Here is an 18,480-nt window from a genome sequence, read left to right as displayed (position 1 = left end):
CGATCACGGACGCCGGAAGGACCTCTGATGCGTTTCCGAGAGGCGAACTCCGCCGACTGGCCCAACATCTGGCCGATCTGGCACCGGATCGTGGCCGAGGGCGAGACCTACATGCTGCCCGACGTCGGCCAGGACGAGGCGGCGAGCTACTGGATGCTCCCCCCGCCGGCGAAGGTGTTCGTGCTCGAGGAGGACGGCGGACTCCTCGCCACGGCCCTGCTCAAACCGAACCAACCGGCCGGAGGCGACCACGTGGCCAACGCCTCCTTCATGGTCGACCCTGACCAGGCCGGTCGCGGGCTCGGACGACGTCTCGCCGAGTTCGTCCTCGCGGAGGCGGCCCAGGCCGGCTACCTCGCGATGCAGTTCAACGCGGTCGTCGAGACCAACACCCACGCGGTCCGGCTGTGGAAGTCGCTCGGCTTCGAGGTGCTCGCGACCGTCCCCGACGCCTTCCGCCACCCCCGTCTCGGCCTCGTCGGCGCGCACATCATGCGTCGCGCGCTCTGAACCACCCGGGGTCGAGGGGGATCGCACGGCGGTCGGGGACCCGCCGACGTCTCCGACGGGCGACGCGTCCGCTCGTCGAACCGGTGCGGCGCGGGCGCCACGACCGGGTCTGACGTCGTACGCGTCGCCCCGCCCGCCCCACGGTGGGCCGCGGCGGTGCCAGGCCCCGGGTCGAACGCGTTCAGCCAGAACCGGTCGGGAGCGGGGCTTCGGTTCCCGGCTTCCCGGCTCCCACCGGATCGGCCGAACCCAACGCGGCCAGCGGGCTCCCGGTCAGGCGGAACACGGTCCACTCGTCCATCGGCACGGCGCCCAGTGAACGGTAGAAGGCGATCGTCGGCTCCAACCAGTTCAGCACCGACCACTCCAGACGGGCGTAACCGCGCTCGACGCACAGCTCCGCCAGCGCGGCCAGCAACGCCCGCCCGAGACCCTCCCCCCGCCGGTCCTGGGCGACGAACAGGTCCTCCAGGTAGATGCCGTGCGTGCCCCGCCACGTGGAGAAGTTCAGGAACCACAGGGCGAAGCCCACCACCTCACCACCCACCTCGGCGACGTGGCCGAACAGGGCGGGTTCGGGACCGAACAACGCGGTCCGCAGGGCGTCGGCCGTCAGGTGGCACTCGTGCGCCGCCTCCTCGTGCGCGGCCAACTGGTGCGCCAGCTCCACCACTCGGGTGACGTCACGGGGTTCGACGCGGCGAACGCGGGAATCGGGCATGATCGTGGGGACGCCTTCCTCGACGGGGCCTACCTACCGGCCCCAGGATCCCAGGTTCAGCGCCTGGAGCTGCGGCGTCCCCCTGTCCACCCCCAGCACCGCCGCGCCCCCGGTCAGCATCGAGAAGTGCGCGGCGGTGGAGAACGGGAGGCCGAGCCAGCGGGCGATCATCACCCGGCTGAGATGGCCGTGGCCGACGAGGACGACGTCCCGGTGCGGGAGGGCGTCCCGGACCCGGTGCAGGACGCGGTCTGCGCGGGACGTGACCTGGGCCGCGGTTTCCCCGTGGGGAGCGGGATGGGTCCAGATCGACCACCCGGGGAGCTCGCGGCGGATGTCGGCGGTCGTCCTGCCCTCGTAGTCCCCGTAGTCGATCTCGCGGAGGTCCTCACTGACCTCGGTGTGGTCGAGCCCGGCGAGTTCCGCCGTCCTGCGGGCGCGCTGCCGAGGGCTGACGAGGACCAGCGGTGGGGGGCCGGTCGGGAGCACCCCGCGCAGCACCTCGCCGGCCCGCACCGCCTGTTCCTCGCCCACCGGTGTCAGGGGGACGTCGGTGCGCCCGGTGTGACGACCAGCGAGGGACCAGGGCGTCTGCCCGTGGCGGACGAGGAACACCAGGGGACGCCGATCCCCAGGCTGGTCGGCGGGTGCGCCGGTCCCGGGACCCGCCGGGCTCACGTCGGCCTCCCCGAACGCGGGAGGCCACCCGTCCGGACCGGGAGAACCCGGGAGGGGCCCCGCCCCGTGTTCGGCGAACTCGTGGCCCCGCGGCCGGCGGCGCCCTGCGGGAGAAGGCTCGACCGGCGCGCCGTCGTGGGCTTCCCGACCGGGTCGGGTGGAGGCGGGGGCATGGTTCCTCCTGCTGTGGCCGGGGTACCGCGTCGACGTGCCGGACCCTACTCGTGGCCGGGTCGATCCACCGCTCGACGCCGTGCCCCGGGGCGGGGTCGAGCGCGTCAGGCCCCGCCCGGGTCGGCCGGCCTCCCGTACCAGGCGAGGCAGTCCTCGTACCGGGGCAGCAGGCCAGCCTCCTGGGCCTCCCGCAACGTCGGTGCGCTCCGGTCCTTGTCGGACAGGACCAGTCCGTCGTGCTGGGGCAGTGGAAGTCCGAGCTCGGGGTCCAGCGGGTTGATGCCGTGCTCGGAGGCCGGCCGGTACCCGGTCGAGCAGAGGTAGGTCAGGAGGGTGTCATCCTCGAGCGCGACGAGCGCGTGACCGAGACCCTCGGCGAGGTAGAGCGCGTGGAAGTCGAGCGAGTCCAGGCGGACCGCCTCCCACCGGCCGAAGGTCGGGGAACCCACGCGAATGTCGACGACGATGTCGAGCAGCGCCCCCCGGGGGCAGTAGACGTACTTGGCCTGGCCCGGTGGCACGGCCGAGAAGTGCACGCCGCGAACGGTGCCTCGCCGGGACACGCTGTGGTTGGTCTGGGCGAGCCGGAATGGTCGCCCCACCGCCTCCACGAACGCGTCCTCCTGGAACGGTGCCACGAACAGCCCGCGGTGGTCGGGGAAGACGGAGGGGATGAACTCGACGGCTCCGGCGATCTCAAGCTTGCGTACCTGCACACCGGGCAGCGTATGAGGTCGTCTCCGCGACCGGAGGAGGGGCCGGTGCGGCCGGAGCCGCCCACCACGCCGGTACCGCCCTCGTCGGTGCGTGCCGGATCCCGGGCGGGGCGTGGTGGGGACGTGCACGGACCCTCACCTTTCGCTGGCCCGGCCTTGGGGAGTCCGCCGAGGCGCTGTCACACTGTCCGGCACCGCGTCGTCGCCGCGTGGCCAGACCCCGAGCCCGCGCCCACCGCCCCGCCCCGCCCAGTTCCTTGTCGGCCCACCGCGCCGTCCCCCTCACTGGAGCCTGGTGGCGGTGCCATCGCTCAGTTAGGACGACATGACAACGCTGGACACCACCTCGCCACTGACCGACTCCGAGATCCTCGAGGGACACCGAGGGGGGAAGCTCGCCGTCAACCTCACCCGCCCCCTGGTCGACGCGCGGACCCTCTCGATCGCCTACACGCCCGGCGTGGCCAGGATGAGCCGTGCCATAGCCGACGACCCGGCTCTCGCCGGTACCCACACCTGGGCCGGTCGGCTGGTGGCCGTCGTCAGCGACGGCACCGCCGTGCTGGGTCTCGGTGACGTGGGACCCCGTGCCGCGCTCCCGGTGATGGAGGGGAAGGCGGCGTTGTTCAAGGAGTTCGCGGGTCTGGACTCCATCCCCCTCGTGCTCGACACGACCGACGTCGACGAGCTCGTCGAGACCCTCGTCCGGCTCCGACCCTCCTTCGGTGCCGTCAACCTGGAGGACGTCGCGGCCCCGCGCTGCTTCGAGCTGGAGGACCGCCTTGTCGAGGCGCTCGACTGCCCGGTCATGCACGACGACCAGCACGGCACCGCGATCGTGGTGCTCGCCGCGCTGCGGGGAGCCGCCACGGTGGTGGACCGCGCGGTCGAATCGCTGCGGGTCGTGATCTCCGGCGCGGGCGCCGCCGGTGTCGCGTGCGCGCGCATCCTGCTGGCGGCCGGCGTCGCCGACGTCACGGTGCTGGACTCACGGGGGGTGCTCCACGTCGGGCGTGACGACCTGAACCCGGTGAAGCGGACCCTGTTGGGGCGCACGAACCCGAGGGGGCTCACCGGTGGGCTGGCCGAGGCGCTGGCGGGGGCGGATGTCCTCGTCGGGGTGTCGTCCTCCCCCGTGCCCGAGGAGTTGGTCGCGTCGATGGCCCCGGGAGCCGTGGTGTTCGCGCTGTCCAACCCCGACCCGGAGATCCACCCGGACATCGCCGCGCGGCACGCGTCGGTCGTCGCGACCGGGCGCAGCGACTTCCCCAACCAGATCAACAACGTGTTGGCCTTCCCCGGGGTGTTCCGGGGAGCGCTGGACGCCGGAGCCCGTCGTATCACCGAGCGGATGAAGCTCGCGGCCGCGGAGGCCATCGCCCGGGTGGCCCTGCCGGGCCTGAGGGCGGACCGGGTCGTGCCGAGCGTGTTCGACCCGGCGGTCGCTCCGGCCGTGGCCGAGGCGGTGGCCGGCGCCGCCCGCTGAGGGCGGCCGCCCCGGATGCCGGTCGGCGGGCGCTCACCGCCGCCGACCGGCCCGTTCCGAACTTGTGGGTCTTGGTGGAGCGAACTCGCCGGGAATCACTGAATTGTGCGAGTAGTTCGCGCGGAAACTCTCTCTTCCGGGTGAAGATGTGCGTTGGTTGGTCACGCAGAGCGCCCAAAACCCGCCCTTCCGCAATTCGGACGACCAATCCGCGCGGGTAAGCCCGTTACGGAATGATCCTCGCCGCTGGCCCGGCGCCGCCGTGGGGGATACCTTGCAGCGACCGGGGTCAGGCCCGCTCCCGCGGGGACCCGACTTCGGGCGGACCCGTGTGCGGCTGGGAGGATCGGTCCGGCGACCAGCGCACTTGACTCAAGCTTGACACTGGATGGATGTGGAGACTCGGGTGGCGGTCAACCGCGCGACTCCGGACGGTGTCCTTTCCCTCGCCTGTTCAGGGGAGAGCTCCGCACCTGCCAATGGAGTACAACCGAATGTGTCCACTCGGCATGTTCCGTGGGACAACGCTCTGCCTCTGGGGCCCGTGCGGGAGGATGAGACCGTGACCGACCCGGCCCAGCGCGCCGAGATCAGCGTGGATGCGTGGCGCGCACGCTGCGGCGCAGCGGACAACCCCCCGGAGGCCCAGGCCTCCACGCCGACCGAGCTCGACCGGCTGACCGCGCTCACCGTTCCGGCGGCGCTGTGCAGCGACGGAGACGTCGTCGAGTACGCGAACGAACCCTTCGCCAGGTTGCTGGCGGCAGGCGGCGTCGACGACCTCATCGGCAAGGACCTCGGCAGCTTCCTCGTCCGGGCGGGCGCGCTGGGCGCGCACCGGCTCTCCCGGCTCGACGGCTCCGAGACCACGGTGCGACTGTCGGTGTGGCCGACGGGGAACGGCCGCGATCCCGCGCTCCGCCTCGTGCTCTGCACCCCCTGTGACGAGGAGCGGCCGCCGGGGGAGGCCGTACCCGCCGCCCCGGCCGCGCCCCGCGCCGCCCGCGTGCCCACCGGGCAGTTCCCCGACGTGGGCTGGTTGACCGACGCCCAGGACCTCGCGGAGGCGGAGCGGCTCGCCGGGGTGGGGAGCTGGACCTACGACCCCGCCACCGAGGAGATGTACTTCAGCCAGGGCGCCTTGGAGATGTTCGCCCGCCACGGCTACGACCTGGACGACCCGCTGGCCAACGTGCACCCCAACGACCGGGACGCCACCGCCACCCTCATCAACGACGCGGGGCGGAACCGGATCGAGATGGAGTTGCGCGACCTCACCGGTGAACACTTCTTCATGCTCCGCGCCCGACCCGACTTCGACGAGTCCGGCGAGGTCATCCGTTGGCTGGGCACCCTCCAGGACGTCACCACCATCCGGGAGAACGAGCGACGGCTCCGGGAGCGGCTCCGACGTTCCGAGGACGCCGAACGAGTCGCCATGTTGGGCATCTGGGAGTGGGACCCGGTCACGGACGAGTGCCGGTGGTCCGAGACGATGGCGGCGCTCGTGGGCGTGTCCTCGGACCTGGACCTGACCTACGGCAGCTACCTGAGCTTCGTCCACCCCGACGACCGGCAGTGGGTGGACCGGCTCTGGCGCCAGCTCGCCGTCAAGCACGAACCGGTGTCCTGCGAGCACCAGATGGTCACGGCGGACGGCGCGGAGCGGATCTTCCGGTGCAACGGCGCGGCCGTCACCGGCCCGGACGGCCGGGTGACCCTGGTGGGCACCGCCCAGGACGTGACCGAACACCGGGCCGCCGAGGCCATCGTGGAACGCTCCAGCCAGCGCTTCGCCGACCTCGTGTCGATCACCCCGGTGGGGATCGGGATCTTCGACCACTCCGAACGGTTGGTCGACGCCAACGACGCGCTGTGCGAGCTGCTCGGCTACGACCTCGACCAGCTGCGGGGCATCACCGCCGAGGAGATGACCCATCCCGAGGACCGCACGGCGCGGTCCCGCTCCGCGGCCTGGATCACCGAGTCGGGGGAGAAGAGCTCCAAGGTCGCGCAGCGCCTCCTGGTGCGGTCCAGCGGGGAGCCGGTGTACTGCGAGCTGCACATCGCCATCTCCGTCCAGGACGACGGGAGCCGGTTCTGGCTCGTCGTCTTCCAGGACATCACCGAACGCCGCAGGACCGCGGAGGCGCTCCGCCACCAGGCGACCCACGACGACCTGACGGGGCTGCCCAACCGGGCAGCGGTCAAGGAGTTGTTGGGGAAACTGCTGGCCACCGTCGACCCCGACCAGCTCGCCGTGCTGTTCTGCGACATCGACAACTTCAAGCGGGTCAACGACTCCCTCGGCCACGACGCGGGAGACGAGCTGCTGGTGGCCCTGGCCCGCAGGCTGGAAGGGGGACTCCCCCCGCACTGCACGGCCGCGAGGATCTCCGGTGACGAGTACGTGGTGATCTGCTCCGACGTCGCGGCCGTCGGAGGTGTCGACGCGCTCGCCACCCGGGTGGCCGGCCTGCTGCGCGCCGCGGTACCGGTCCACAACCAGCTGGTCCGCGTCTCGGCGTCCATCGGGGCGGCGGTGCCCACCGGCGCCACCTCCACGGGCGCCGACCTGCTGAGGTTCGCGGACGCGGCGATGTTCGAGGCGAAGCGGGAGGGCGCCGGGCGGGTGTCGCTGGCCAGCGCGGCCCTCATCGCCTCGGCGGACCGCCAGGTGCACCTGGAAGGCCAGCTGCGGGACGCGCTCAGCCGGGACGGGCTCACCCTGCACTTCCAGCCCGTCGTGGGTGCCGACGGTTCGGTGCAGACCGCGGAGGCCCTCGTGCGGTGGCCGCACCCGGACCGGGGTCTGCTGTCCCCGGACATCTTCCTGCCGGTCGCCGAGCAGGGCGACCTGCTCCGCGAGCTCGACCGTTGGGTGCTCAGGACCGCGTTGCGGGAGGCCGCGTCCTGGCCGGAACCCGACGGGCGGCAGGTGGGGGTGGCGGTCAACCTGGCCGGCCTCGTGCCCGGTGTTCCCGACTTCGTCGAGTCGGTGATCAACGCGGTGTCGGAGAGCGGGATCGCCTGGGACCGGGTGATCCTCGAACTCGTCGAGACGAGCCTGATGGACCTGCCCTCACGAGTGCTCAACGCGATGGGGCAGCTGGTGGACCGGGGCGTGCGGTTCGCCGTGGACGACTTCGGGACCGGCTACTCCTCCCTCGCCAGGCTCAAGGAACTCCCGGCCCAGATCGTGAAGGTGGACCGCCAGTTCGTCTCCGGAGTGGGCACCGACCCCTCCGACTTCGCGGTGGCCCGCGCGGTGGTGGACATGGCCAGGGCGATGGGGCGCAGCTGCGTCGCCGAGGGCGTCGAGACGGCGACGCAGTTCCACGTCCTCCGGGGTGTGGGCGTCGACGCCTACCAGGGCTGGTTGTTCTCCCGTCCCGTCCCGCCCAAGGAGTTCCGGGCCGTCCTGGGACTCGGCCCCCTCCACGTGCCCAGGGCGGGCTGACCGGTAACCCGAGGTCGGTGCCGGAGGAGGGAGGCCCGGGTCAGGAGGCGCGCACCGCCGCCAGCAGCTCGGCCAGCCGGTGCCGGGGGAGGTCGATGAGCCGCTCGGCGAGGTCCTCCCGGCGAGGCGCCAACCGGCGCACCAGCTCCCGCGCCTCCTTCTTGTTGAGGCTGACCCCGTCGGCCGCCCGCCGGCGGATCAGGGCCTCCCGCCATACGTTGTCGACCCGCCCGTGCGCCCTGCGCAGCAGTTGGCGGGCGCACCACTCACCCTCGGCCAACCGCGAACCGGTGCGGTCCGCCGGCCGTGCCGGGTCCTCGGCTGGACCGGCCGGGGTCGCCGCGATCACCGCCTGCCCCCGGCCGGGGACCCCTCGGTGGAAGCGGAGCTGGTACCGCCCCTCGAGCAGGCCCGCGAGCCGTCGCTGCCCTGCCTCGTCCACCACGTCGGGGTGGCCGTCCGGCACCAGCACCGCGACCCGGTCGGCCGAGGCCGCCAGCAGGATCCGGAGCGGGCCGAAGCCCTGGTCGCCGGTGGCGTCGGCGAGGAGCACGCCACCCGGGGGCCCCACCGGCTCGGACCAGTCGACACGGCGTGGCGCGCTGTCGTCGTCGGTCGCGCCCACCAGGTCCCGCAGCCGTGAGGTCCAGTCCGCCGTCCGCTCGGCCGTCCGACCAGCGGCCTCCACCGACTGCGCCCCGTGGGTGTAGATGTTGCTGGGAGCGTCCTGCGGTCGCCGACCCGCTCCGCTGACCGGTCGGCAGACGTACAGGTCGCTGCTGCTACCGATCGCCTGCGCCCCCACGTAGCGGTCGAAGTCGGGCAGGATCGCCTCGAACAGCAGACCGAGCCGCCCGAGCTGGCGCTGCACGGTCAGCCCCAGCCGAGGTGTGCGCGCGCTGTACCCGTAGGCCACGAGCAGCCGGCCGGTCCCGGCGCGGAGTGCCTCGACACCGCGAGCGGCGAACAGGCCGATGCCCTCCTCGGTGTAGGGCGGGTCGGTGAAGACGAGGTCCGCCTGCCGCACCGCGGTGGGCGGGAGCCCGAACCGCAGGTCCGCGTGCAGGCACCGGACGCGCAGGCCACGGCGGGTGGCGATGGTGTCGATGTGCTCGAGGACGCGCTCGTCGAGGTCGACGACGGTGATGGGGAGGTCGGGGCACAGCCCCCCGAGGGCGAGCGAGGTGAGGTCGTGGTCGCCGAGGAACATCACCCTGGCGTCCACGAGGTCATAGGTGTCGCGCAGCCACAGCGCCCGGTTGACCACGCTCGTGGGCGTCGCCGGCACGTGGTCGAGGTGCGGGAGCGGCGGCGGACCGGAGGCGATGTCCTCGGTGGTCGTGGCCACCAGGTCGGCGTGGTCCTCGAAGCCCGGTTGGCGGGGTTCGGAGGGAGGGCGGGACACCCGGCCGAGGAGGGGGCGGTACTGGGCGACGCGGTCCGGGCGGAGCCGGAACTCCTCCTCCTCACCCCGCCGGGAGATCCGGTCCAGGTCGGGGCCGAGCGCCGTCAACAGCTCCTCCACCGTGCGCCGGGGTACCGCCGCCAACCGGACGGCGTCGGCGAGGGAGACGGGCCCCGCCACGATCAGCGCGAGGACGGCGCGGACCCGGTCCCGGTGGATGCCGGCCTCCTGCGACAACCCGGCCACGGCGGCCAGCGCCGTGTCCGTCACGTCGTCCGGGCGTTCGGCGTCGGCGCCGTCCTGCGATGTGGCCACAGTTCTCCCACTCTACGGACGAGCCCCGGTAGGCCACGTGCCCGGTGGCACTTTTGGTCGCCGTGGTGCCCCGTTCCGTCTAGGGTCGAGCGATGACTTCGGCCGGCGAGTGGCCGTGGCGAGAGCTTGGGGGGCTCGGTTGATCGAGTTCCAGTCGGTCACCAAGGCGTTCGACGACGGGACCGTCGCCGTGAACGACCTGGACCTGACGGTGGAGGCGGGCACGATCACGGTCTTCGTCGGACCGTCCGGTTGTGGCAAGACGACGTCCCTGCGCATGGTCAACCGCATGGTGGAGCCCACCTCGGGGCGAGTCCTGGTCGACGGTCGTGACGTCCGGTCGGCGGACCCGGCGTCGCTCCGCAGGGGGATCGGGTACGTCATCCAACACGCGGGACTGTTCCCGCACCGCACGGTGCTGGACAACGTCGCCACCGTGCCCCTGCTGGCCGGGTGGACCCGGAGGCGGGCACGGTCCAGGGCGGCCGAGCTGTTGGAGGTGGTCGGTCTTCCCGAGGAGGTGGGACGCCGCTACCCGGCGCAGCTCTCCGGAGGCCAGCAGCAGCGGGTGGGAGTCGCCAGGGCGTTGGCCGCGGACCCTCCAGTGCTGTTGATGGACGAGCCGTTCAGCGCGGTGGACCCCGTGGTGCGCGAAGGCCTCCAGGACGAGCTGCTGCGGTTGCAGAGCGAACTGGACAAGACCGTCCTGTTCGTCACCCACGACATCGACGAGGCCGTGCGGGTGGGTGAGCGGGTGGCGGTGTTCGCCACGGGCGGCGTGCTCGCCCAGTACTCCGAACCACCGGAGCTGTTGGCGCGGCCGGCGAACGACTTCGTCGCCGACTTCGTCGGTCGGGACCGGGGGTACCGGGGGCTGTCGTTCGTCGCGGGCGCCGCGTTGCGGCCCGACGAGGTGGAGACCGTCACGGTCGGAGCGCCGGGCGTGGTGTCCGGTGACGAGTGGCTGTTGGCCCTCGACGAGGACCGGCGTCCCCGGGGCTGGTTGCGGCCGAGGGCCACCGTGGCGGGTCCGCTCAGCGAACAGGAGCTGGAGCCGGGCGGCTCACTGCACACCCTCGGCCTGCCGCTGCGCGGTGCCCTCGACGCCGCGTTGTCCTCGCCCTCGGGGCGGGGAGTCGTCGTGGACCGCGACGGTCGAGCCGTGGGTGTGGTCACGGCGCACCAGGTGCTCGAACTGCTGTCCACCGAGCGGGCCGCCGCCGACTCCGAGCCGGAGGGCGGACGGTGACCCTGGACGAGCTGGGTCGCTACCTCGGCAGCCCGAGCAACCGCGAGCAGCTCGCCGAGCAGTTCGGCCAGCACGTCTACCTGTCGCTGGTCCCGCTGCTGCTCGGGCTGCTGGTGGCCGTTCCGCTCGGGTGGGGAGCGCAGCGGCTCCCCTCGGTCCGCGCGGTGGTCTTCGGCGGGGCGAGCGTCCTCTACACCGTGCCGTCGCTGGCCCTGTTCGTGGTGATCCCCGGCATCATCGGGACGAGGACCCTGGACAGCATCAACGTGGTGGTGGCGCTCACCCTGTACACGGCCGCCCTGCTGGTCCGGTCCGTGGTGGGAGCGCTGGACGCGGTGCCCGGCCCGGTGACCGCCGCCGCCACCGCGATGGGGTACCGCCCGTTGCGGCGGTTCCTCACCGTCGAGCTGCCCCTGGCCGTGCCCGTGCTCACGGCCGGGGTCCGGGTGGCGTCGGTCAGCAACATCAGCCTGGTCAGCGTTGGCGCGCTCATCGGAACGGGTGGCTTGGGTGTGCTGTTCACCGAGGGCTTCCGCACGCGGTACCTCGCGCCGATCCTGGTCGGGATCGTGCTGACCCTCCTCCTGGCCCTGGTGGTCGACCGGGCGCTGGTCCTGGCGCGGAACCGCCTGACCCCCTGGACGAGGTCGACCCCGGGAGGCGCCCGGTGATCCCGCAGCTCATCGAGTGGTTGACCGACCCGGCGCACTGGCGCGGCCCGGACGGCATTCCGAAACGACTCCTGGAGCACCTCTACTACTGCCTGGTCGCCGCCGGGTTCGCCACGCTCGTCGCCCTGCCCGTCGGCCTCTTCATCGGGCACACCGGGCGGGGCGGGACGCTCCTGGTCGGCGCGGGCAACGCGTTGCGCGCACTGCCGACGCTCGGCCTGGTCACCTTCCTCTACCTGGTCGTCGGGGGCACCCAGACCGCGACGCTCATCGGGCTCGTGGTGCTCGCGGTGCCGCCGATCCTCGCCGGCGCCTACTCGGGTGTGCAACAGGTGGACCGACGGGTGGTGGACGCGGCCGTCGGTGTGGGGATGACCCGCTGGCAACGGCTCTGGCAGGTGGAGGTGCCCAACGCGATGCCGCTGATCCTCGGCGGCATCCGCAACGCCGTGTTGCAGGTGGTGGCGACCGCCGCCGTCGCCGCGTACGTGGGTCTGGGCGGGCTCGGGCGGTACGTGCTCGACGGGATCCGCGCCGTGGACTACCCGAAGGTGCTCGCCGGCGCGCTGCTGGTCGCCCTGTTGGCGATCCTGCTGGACGTGGTGCTCTCCGGGGTGCAGTGGCTCGTGGTGCCAGCCGGGTTGCGAACGGCTGGTGTGGGGGATGTAGGACGACGCCGGCCGAGACGGCCGGCACGACGGGAGGTTCGTGGTGAGACGACGGACACTGGTGGTGGCCGTGTCGACGGCGGCGCTGGCCACGGCCTGCGGAAGCGGTGATCCGCTTTCGGAGGACACCGGGCCGGGCAACGATGGCGGGGGGTCGACGACCATCACGGTCGGGTCGGCGGACTTCGCCGAGAACCAGATCCTGATGGAGATCTATGCCGAGGTCCTGCGGGGAACCGGGGCGGAGGTCAACACCGAGCCCGGCGTCGGCAGCCGGGAGTTCCTGGTCGGTGGTCTGGAGGACGGCTCGTTGACGGTGGTCCCCGAGTACACGGGGAACCTGTTGTACTACGTGGACACCGATGCCGGCGAGACGACACCGGACGACGTGTACGGGGCGCTCGCCGAGCGGCTGCCCGAGGGGCTCGCGGTGCTGGACCAGGCCGAGGCCCAGAACTCGGACGTGCTCACCGTCACGGAGGGCACGGCGGGTCGGTACGGCCTGGAGACGCTGGACGACCTCGGCGAGGTCTGCGGTGAGCTGGTGCTCGGCGCGGCGGGCGAGTGGCGGGACCGCTGGGCGTCGCGCATCCAGGAGCTCTACGGGTGCGAGTTCGCCGAGATCCGCACGACCGATGCGGGCGGTCCGATCACGATCGACAACCTGGACGACGGGACGGTGGACGTCGCGAACCTGTTCACCACCATGCCCGCCATCCAGGAGCACGGTTTCGTGGAGCTGGAGGACACCCGGCAGATGTACCCGGCGCAGAACGTCGTCCCCCTGGTGCGGGACGGGGATCTCAGCGCCGAGCAGCGGGACGCGCTGAACGAGGTGAGCGCGCGCATCAGCACCGACGACCTGACCGAGTTGGCCCGTCGGGTCGAGGTGGACCGGGAGAACTACGTCGACGTGGCACGGGACTTCGTCGAGCGGGTCCTCGGCTGAGCGCCGCCAGGGTGCGGTCCCACGCCGGTGGGGCGTGACCGGGACTGGTCACGCCCCACCGGCCTCGGGAGGAGGCGGTCCCCGGTGTCCCGGGGCGGCGGATCGGCGCGGGTGATCCGCCTGGAGCACCGAGGTGACGTGGCTGTCAGGTCATCCGGTCACCGGGTGGTGCCCGGGTACCGGAGTGGGTCGGGGCGCGTGGCCGCCGCCGGGACCGGGGTCGCCCGGCTCCGCGTCGCCGGGCTGATTGTCCTTGTTTCCGGGGCCACCGGGGTCGGGGGACTCGCCGGGCCGCTCATCGGGGTCCTCCTCGCCCGGAGGGGCGGGAGCCTGGCCCCCCTCATCCGGTCCTTCCGGTCCGGTGCCGCCGTCGCCGGCGTCGCCGCAGGTGGCGGAGGCGATGTCAATGGTCTGGAGGCCGACCACCCGGATGGACAGCGCCGTGACGGTCAGGGTCCCGTCCTCGTTCTCCACCTGCTTGTTCAGCAGCACCTCCGCGATCCCGGGCACCTGGACCCCAGTGTTCGGGCCGACACCGGCCTCCAGCGCGACACCGCCCAGGGAGGCGCCGACGACGGTGGAGGTGCCCTGACCGTTCTCGCATTCGGCGGTGATGACGTCGGCGTTGAGGTCGGCGAGGCCGAGGTCGAGCAGGGACACCTCACCCAACCCCACCCTCAGGTCGGTGACGCTGGCCCTGGCGTGCCCCTCGCCGGCGGCCGCGTTCAACGCCCCGACGCGCACCAGGTCCAACGGGACGCCGACCTCGGCGACCGACCTCTCCTGGTAGCCGGCCGCGCTGTCGAGGTGGGGCAGGGGCTCCACCGTGAGCAGGCCGCGAGCGGACAGGGCGAAGGCCGAACTCGGGGCCTGGTCGGCCTGGGCGGCTGGCGTGAGGACCAGGCCGGCGCTCACCGTCGCGGCGAGGACCCCGAGGGTGGCTGTTCTGCTGGGCACGGTTGGCGTTCCTTTCTGGGGCCTCCGACGTGGCCGGAGGATGGGACGGGATCGGTGCGGGGAGTGCGGGCTCAACGGACCAGGACGACCGTGCCCAGTGGCAGGGTGATCAGCAGGTCGAGGGCGTCGTCGGGAACCCGGACGCAACCGTCGCTGGTCTCGGTTCCGAAGGGTGTCTCGTCAGGCCAGCCGTGGATGGCGACGGTGCCGGGTCCGCCCGCGTAGGTCTGGTGGGTGTCGGAGTGGGCGCCCAACGGCAGGGTGTAGGGGCTGAAGTCGGTGACGGTCTCCTGGATGGAGGCCATCACGAAGGTGCGGCCGGTCGGAGTCGGGGCTTCGGCGCTGCCGACACCGACGGTCCACCGGCCGATCTCCTCCCCTTCCCGGGTGACGGTGAGGGCGAAGTCCGCGAGGTCGACCGTGACGAGGAAGTCGTTGCCCGCCTCCTCGAGGTCGTCGTCGGCGTGGAGCCAGCCCGTGGAGCCGTTCGGCCGGGAGGGCAGCAGGACCTGGAGCCAGTCGCCGGCGCGGTCGACGACGGGCAGCCAGGTCGGCGAACCGAGCTGGCGCTCGGGGAGGCGCGCGACGGGCGCGCCACCTGGTTCCCCGTACACCGGCACCTCGGCGTGGGCTCGGACGACGGTGCCGGTGCCGGGGTCGTGCGGAGCGGGGTCGACGGGGGCGTCGGGGACGTCGCCGAAGGTGCTGGCCTCCGGCAGCCCGGCCAGTTCGGTGTCCGTCACCGCGACGGGACGCACGTCCCCCGGCGCCGGGGTGGGCTGGGCGGGCATGGATTCCGAGGCGGCGCAGCCGGCCAGCACCGCGACCAGGCAGGTGAGCAGGACGGCGAGGACGGGCCGGGGAGGACCGGGGTGCGGGACGGCCGGACCGCCGGGGGCGGGCACGAGCCGGTTGGGCACGGAAGTCCAGGGCAGCGGCATCTCGGGGTTCCTTTCCCGCTGGTGGCAGCGGTGGAGGCGGAGGGGACGGGGAACCGGTCCCACCGGTCGGAACTGGGTGTCGCACGGAGGGCCGGCGCACCGAGAGGTGCGCGGCGGTGCGCTCGGCGCGTGGGGCGGCCCGTGCGGGAGCGGCTCGTCGTGCCGGGGTGCCCGAGGTGGGCTGGGCACGCGCGGTGCGTGGTGGCTACCGGCCACCGGTCCGGTGTCCCTCCGGAGGGGCGCGGTGCCGAGGCGACCCGTCACACCGCCGCTGGATGTCGGGGGTGCCGGGGTGTTCGTGGGGGTGCGGCGTCGTCGGAGGATCGCGCGGTGTACCCGGCGGGCCCGCTGATCGGCGGGCGCCCGTCCTGGGTGTCGCGGTCCTCGGGTGAGGTGTCGCGCGGTTGTCCTCACCGACGACGTGGTGACCCCTCCGCCGCTGTCCCGAACGAGCGGGGCGTCGGCGAGGAGCATCGCGGGCGGCCGACGATCAGGCAAGACCGGAGGCCCGGCGCCACCGGGTTCCCCACCAGGGCATACCGCGCGTTCCCGCTGGTAGATCGACCGCCAGCTTTTCACTCGATGGGGTGAGGTTCTGGGTGCTGTGTCGCCTCGGAGGGATGGTGTGGCGCAGCGTTCCCGGACGCGACGTGTCCGATTGTCGAACTCCTGCTCGAAAGCGTGGGTTACCGACCAACCTGTTCGAGTGGGAGCCGTCACCGTCCGCTCGCGGGTACCCGTCCGGGGAGCCGGTCATGATGGTCCGCTGGACACCTCGGCGGGCCAGGGGCGGAGGACGCCCCTCCCGCGCAAGCGCGAGCACGCGACCGGCGCGGTTCCTCGTCAGTGGGACCCGTCCTCACCGGGTACGAGTCCGACCCCGCCCGGGACCGCCGATCCGCGCGGTCAGCTCCCCGGCGGTGCGGGTCACCGGTTCCGCGAGGTCCGGCCACTCCCGGCCACACTCCTCGACCCCCTCGCACACGTGCCGGAACGTCAGGCTCACCGCCGCCACCGCCCGGCCGGCGTGGTCGAGCACCGGGGCCCCGACCGACGCCCAGGACTCCGTGACGCAGCCGTCCTCCACCGCCCACCCCCGGCGGACCTGCCGGGCCAGCAGAGCGCGGAGCTCGGGCAGGGTTCGCGGCCCCCTCCCGGTACGGCGCACGAAGCTGGCGGCCCGGGGGAACAGGGCCCGGACCTGAGCCGAGGGCAGCCCACCCAGGATCGCCCGGCCGGACGCCGGCAACGTGGCCGGCAACCGCACCTCCTCCCGCGTCACCAGGGTCTGCGGTGTCGGCGGCTGGGCCTTCACCAGGTAGACGACCTCCGCGCCGTGCGGGACGACGAGCTGCGCCGGATGCCCGGTGGCCGCCGCCAACCCGGTCAACAACGGACGGCCGAGCCGTTCCAGGCTGCGCGACGCGGAGTGCGCCGACCCCAGATCGGCCGCCGCCCACCCGAGCCCGTACCGGTGCTCCTCCGGGTAGTGCACCACGAACCCGGCGGCGACGAGCTCGCCCAACAGGTGGTAGGTCGACGAGCGGGGCAGGCCGACCTCCCTGGCGAGGTGAGCGGCCGAAACCGGCGAGGGCCGGCTCCCCAGGGCCCGCAGCAGGGCGAGGCCCCGCCGCAGGGCCGGAACATCGCTGCTGTCCCCCACCCGAGCCTCCCGTCCAGCTCCGCCACCCGGCGGGACCGCCCCGCCCACCACCACCGCACCACCCGGCTCGGACAGCCGGCCCCGGGACCGGTGCGGGCCCGCCCCCTCAGACACCACCTGGTGCGAGTCTGGGATACCAGACGCCTCCCGGCTGGTGTCCGCTTGGCGCCCCGCCCTCATCGCGCTGTGATGGAGGCATGTCAGCCCACGCGATCGCGGTCGGCCCCGGGCCCCTCACCGCCGCCGAGGTACTCGCCGTGGCCCGCGCCGGCGCCCCCGTGCGCCTCACCCCCGAAGCGAGGGACCTCGTCGTCGAGTCCAGGGAACGAGTCCGAGGGCTCGCAGCCGAACCCCGCGCCGTCTACGGCGTGTCCACCGGCTTCGGGGCACTCGCGACCCGCCACATCCCGGCGGACCGACGCGCCGACCTGCAGCGGTCGCTGGTCCGATCCCACGCCGCCGGCACCGGCCCCGTCGTGGAGACCGAGGTGGTCCGCGCCATGATGGCGCTGCGCCTCCGGACGCTGGCGGCCGGCAGGAGCGGGGTGCGACCGGCGACCGTCGACGCGTTGGTCGGAATGCTCAACGCGGGCCTCACCCCCGTCGTGCACGAGTACGGGTCGCTGGGGTGCTCCGGAGATCTCGCCCCGCTCGCCGCCGTCGCGCTGGCGTTGATGGGGGAAGGGGAGATCACCGACACGGAAGGGCGCCGACGCCCCGCCGCCGAAGCCCTCCCCGCCGCGGGGCTCCGGCCCGTCGAACTCGCGGAGAAGGAAGGGCTCGCCCTGACCAACGGCACCGACGGCATGCTGGGCATGCTGGTGCTCGCCGTCGCGGACCTGCGTCGACTGCTCGACATCGCGGACGTGACCGCCGCCATGACCGTCGAAGCCCTCCTGGGCACCGACCGCGTGTTCGCCGACGACCTCCAGCGGCTCCGCCCCCACCCCGGGCAGGCGGTGGCCGCGGCCAGGATGACCGCGCTGCTCGCCGGGTCCGAGATCATGGCCAGCCACCGGGGGCCCGAGTGCCCGGTGGTGCAGGACGCCTACTCGCTCCGCTGCGCGCCACAGGTCCACGGCGCCGCGAGGGACACGCTCGACCACGCCGCTTCCGTCGCCGAACGGGAACTCGCCAGCGTGATCGACAACCCCGTCGTCCTGCCAGGCGGGCGGGTCGAGTCCAACGGCAACTTCCACGGCGCGCCCCTCGCCTACGTGCTGGACTTCCTGGCCATCCCGCTCGCCGACGTCGCCAGCATGGCCGAACGGCGCACGGACCGGATGCTCGACGTGCACCGCTCCCACGGACTACCACCGTTCCTCGCCGTCGACGCCGGCGTGGACTCCGGCCACATGATCGCCCAGTACACCCAGGCCGCCGTCGTCTCCGAGCTGAAACGACTGGCCAGCCCCGCCTCGGTCGACTCCATCCCCAGCTCCGCGATGCAGGAGGACCACGTCTCCCTCGGCTGGTCGGCGGCGCGCAAGCTCCGACGAGCCGTCGACGGACTGACCTCGGTGCTCGCCGTGGAGCTGGTCACCGCCGCGCGGGCCCTCGACCTCCGGGCCCCGCTCCGGCCGGCGGCGGCCACGGGAGCCGTCCGCGACCTGCTCCGCGTGACCGTCCCCCCGCCAGGACCCGACCGGCACCTCGCACCGGAGATCCACGCCGCCGAGGACCTGGTTCGCGGCGGGCAGGTGCTCGACGCCGTCGCCGAACATCTCCCGGACGGACTGGCCACCCACCACGACCACCCCCCGGCGGTGGAGCCCCGACCCCGCTGACCGGCGACCAACCGGGACGAGGACGAGCCAGGCCCCGGCCCCACCAGTCCCAGCACCTCGGAGGCACGAACGCCTCGCGCCTCGCGCCCCCGCCGGACCCGACAGCGCACGACCGCCCACCCTCGCCACC

The 18,480-nt window shown here is 73.2% G+C and carries 15 protein-coding genes; 8 read left to right on the top strand and 7 right to left on the bottom strand.

Translation table 11 applies throughout. The features are described 5' to 3' along the window. The first annotated feature begins 27 nt into the window (after nucleotides 1-27). Nucleotides 28-510 carry a GNAT family N-acetyltransferase gene (locus ACOJVX_RS21770; protein WP_026419277.1) on the top strand — a complete coding sequence of 161 codons (483 nt, stop codon included), beginning with the start codon at nucleotides 28-30 and terminating at the stop codon, nucleotides 508-510. A 181-nt stretch (nucleotides 511-691) separates the two neighbouring features. Here the strand turns inward: ACOJVX_RS21770 and ACOJVX_RS21765 are convergent, their stop codons facing one another. From ACOJVX_RS21765 to ACOJVX_RS21755, 3 genes are all read right to left on the bottom strand, one after another. After that, nucleotides 692-1,231, bottom strand: a complete 540-nt coding sequence (locus tag ACOJVX_RS21765) for a GNAT family N-acetyltransferase (protein ID WP_030105020.1) — start codon at nucleotides 1,229-1,231, stop codon at nucleotides 692-694. 33 nt (nucleotides 1,232-1,264) lie between these two features. Then, complete coding sequence (locus ACOJVX_RS21760) at nucleotides 1,265-1,849, bottom strand: histidine phosphatase family protein (RefSeq protein WP_026419275.1); 585 nt, start codon at nucleotides 1,847-1,849, stop codon at nucleotides 1,265-1,267. Between the two features lie 338 nt (nucleotides 1,850-2,187). Continuing rightward, nucleotides 2,188-2,799, bottom strand: a complete 612-nt coding sequence (locus ACOJVX_RS21755; protein ID WP_026419274.1) for a dTDP-4-dehydrorhamnose 3,5-epimerase family protein — start codon at nucleotides 2,797-2,799, stop codon at nucleotides 2,188-2,190. A 325-nt stretch (nucleotides 2,800-3,124) separates the two neighbouring features. Between ACOJVX_RS21755 and ACOJVX_RS21750 the strand changes: the two genes are divergently transcribed. Both ACOJVX_RS21750 and ACOJVX_RS21745 read left to right on the top strand, forming a co-directional pair. Continuing rightward, nucleotides 3,125-4,285 (top strand): NAD(P)-dependent malic enzyme, encoded by a 1,161-nt coding sequence (locus ACOJVX_RS21750; RefSeq protein ID WP_030105021.1) that lies wholly within the window; start codon nucleotides 3,125-3,127, stop codon nucleotides 4,283-4,285. 562 nt (nucleotides 4,286-4,847) lie between these two features. Continuing rightward, complete coding sequence (locus tag ACOJVX_RS21745) at nucleotides 4,848-7,745, top strand: sensor domain-containing protein (protein ID WP_103056043.1); 2,898 nt, start codon at nucleotides 4,848-4,850, stop codon at nucleotides 7,743-7,745. A 40-nt stretch (nucleotides 7,746-7,785) separates the two neighbouring features. Here the strand turns inward: ACOJVX_RS21745 and ACOJVX_RS21740 are convergent, their stop codons facing one another. After that, nucleotides 7,786-9,465, bottom strand: coding sequence for a bis-aminopropyl spermidine synthase family protein (locus ACOJVX_RS21740; RefSeq protein WP_245588849.1), 1,680 nt, complete (start codon nucleotides 9,463-9,465; stop codon nucleotides 7,786-7,788). Nucleotides 9,466-9,604: 139 nt separating this feature from the next. Between ACOJVX_RS21740 and ACOJVX_RS21735 the strand changes: the two genes are divergently transcribed. From ACOJVX_RS21735 to ACOJVX_RS21720, 4 genes are read left to right on the top strand one after another with little or no spacing between them, the layout of a single operon-like run. Beyond that, on the top strand, nucleotides 9,605-10,714 hold the full coding sequence (locus ACOJVX_RS21735) for an ABC transporter ATP-binding protein (protein ID WP_026419270.1): 1,110 nt from the start codon (nucleotides 9,605-9,607) through the stop codon (nucleotides 10,712-10,714). Next, nucleotides 10,711-11,385 carry an ABC transporter permease gene (locus ACOJVX_RS21730; protein WP_103056045.1) on the top strand — a complete coding sequence of 225 codons (675 nt, stop codon included), beginning with the start codon at nucleotides 10,711-10,713 and terminating at the stop codon, nucleotides 11,383-11,385. The genes ACOJVX_RS21735 and ACOJVX_RS21730 overlap by 4 nt, the downstream gene beginning before the upstream one ends. Next, on the top strand, nucleotides 11,382-12,164 hold the full coding sequence (locus ACOJVX_RS21725) for an ABC transporter permease (RefSeq protein WP_245588848.1): 783 nt from the start codon (nucleotides 11,382-11,384) through the stop codon (nucleotides 12,162-12,164). The genes ACOJVX_RS21730 and ACOJVX_RS21725 overlap by 4 nt, the downstream gene beginning before the upstream one ends. Next, nucleotides 12,097-13,002 (top strand): ABC transporter substrate-binding protein, encoded by a 906-nt coding sequence (locus ACOJVX_RS21720; protein WP_245588847.1) that lies wholly within the window; start codon nucleotides 12,097-12,099, stop codon nucleotides 13,000-13,002. Before ACOJVX_RS21725 ends, ACOJVX_RS21720 begins: the two co-directional genes overlap by 68 nt. Nucleotides 13,003-13,152: 150 nt before the next feature. Here the strand turns inward: ACOJVX_RS21720 and ACOJVX_RS21715 are convergent, their stop codons facing one another. The 3 genes from ACOJVX_RS21715 to ACOJVX_RS21705 all read right to left on the bottom strand — a co-directional run bounded on the left by ACOJVX_RS21715 (nucleotide 13,153) and on the right by ACOJVX_RS21705 (nucleotide 16,563). After that, the gene (locus ACOJVX_RS21715; protein WP_030105025.1) at nucleotides 13,153-13,959 is read right to left on the bottom strand and encodes a choice-of-anchor P family protein; all 807 of its coding nucleotides are present in this window, start codon (nucleotides 13,957-13,959) and stop codon (nucleotides 13,153-13,155) included. 71 nt (nucleotides 13,960-14,030) lie between these two features. Continuing rightward, entirely contained in the window at nucleotides 14,031-14,900 is an 870-nt protein-coding gene (locus ACOJVX_RS21710) for a L,D-transpeptidase (protein ID WP_155886185.1), read from the bottom strand. Nucleotides 14,901-15,759: 859 nt separating this feature from the next. Continuing rightward, the gene (locus ACOJVX_RS21705) at nucleotides 15,760-16,563 is read right to left on the bottom strand and encodes an IclR family transcriptional regulator (RefSeq protein WP_030105027.1); all 804 of its coding nucleotides are present in this window, start codon (nucleotides 16,561-16,563) and stop codon (nucleotides 15,760-15,762) included. Nucleotides 16,564-16,760: 197 nt separating this feature from the next. Here ACOJVX_RS21705 and hutH point away from each other — a divergent pair, with 197 nt between their 5' ends. Then, nucleotides 16,761-18,350: a histidine ammonia-lyase gene (gene hutH / locus ACOJVX_RS21700; RefSeq protein ID WP_026419265.1), complete on the top strand. Its 1,590-nt coding sequence runs from the start codon at nucleotides 16,761-16,763 to the stop codon at nucleotides 18,348-18,350. Nucleotides 18,351-18,480 lie beyond the last annotated feature (130 nt).

The sequence above is a fragment of the Actinoalloteichus caeruleus genome, assembly GCF_049311605.1.
Classification (GTDB): domain Bacteria; phylum Actinomycetota; class Actinomycetes; order Mycobacteriales; family Pseudonocardiaceae; genus Actinoalloteichus_B; species Actinoalloteichus_B caeruleus.
Note: the sequence above shows the minus strand (reverse complement) of the source record. Positions and strands in the feature narration are given on the sequence as shown.

Bases quoted from the DNA above. Each gene is read 5' to 3' on its own strand.
- ACOJVX_RS21750 (WP_030105021.1), top strand. From the start codon at position 3,125: ATGACAACGCTGGACACCACCTCGCCACTGACCGACTCCGAGATCCTC.
- ACOJVX_RS21765 (WP_030105020.1), bottom strand. From the start codon at position 1,231: ATGCCCGATTCCCGCGTTCGCCGCGTCGAACCCCGTGACGTCACCCGA.
- hutH (WP_026419265.1), top strand. From the start codon at position 16,761: ATGTCAGCCCACGCGATCGCGGTCGGCCCCGGGCCCCTCACCGCCGCC.
- ACOJVX_RS21770 (WP_026419277.1), top strand. From the start codon at position 28: ATGCGTTTCCGAGAGGCGAACTCCGCCGACTGGCCCAACATCTGGCCG.
- ACOJVX_RS21710 (WP_155886185.1), bottom strand. From the start codon at position 14,900: ATGCCGCTGCCCTGGACTTCCGTGCCCAACCGGCTCGTGCCCGCCCCC.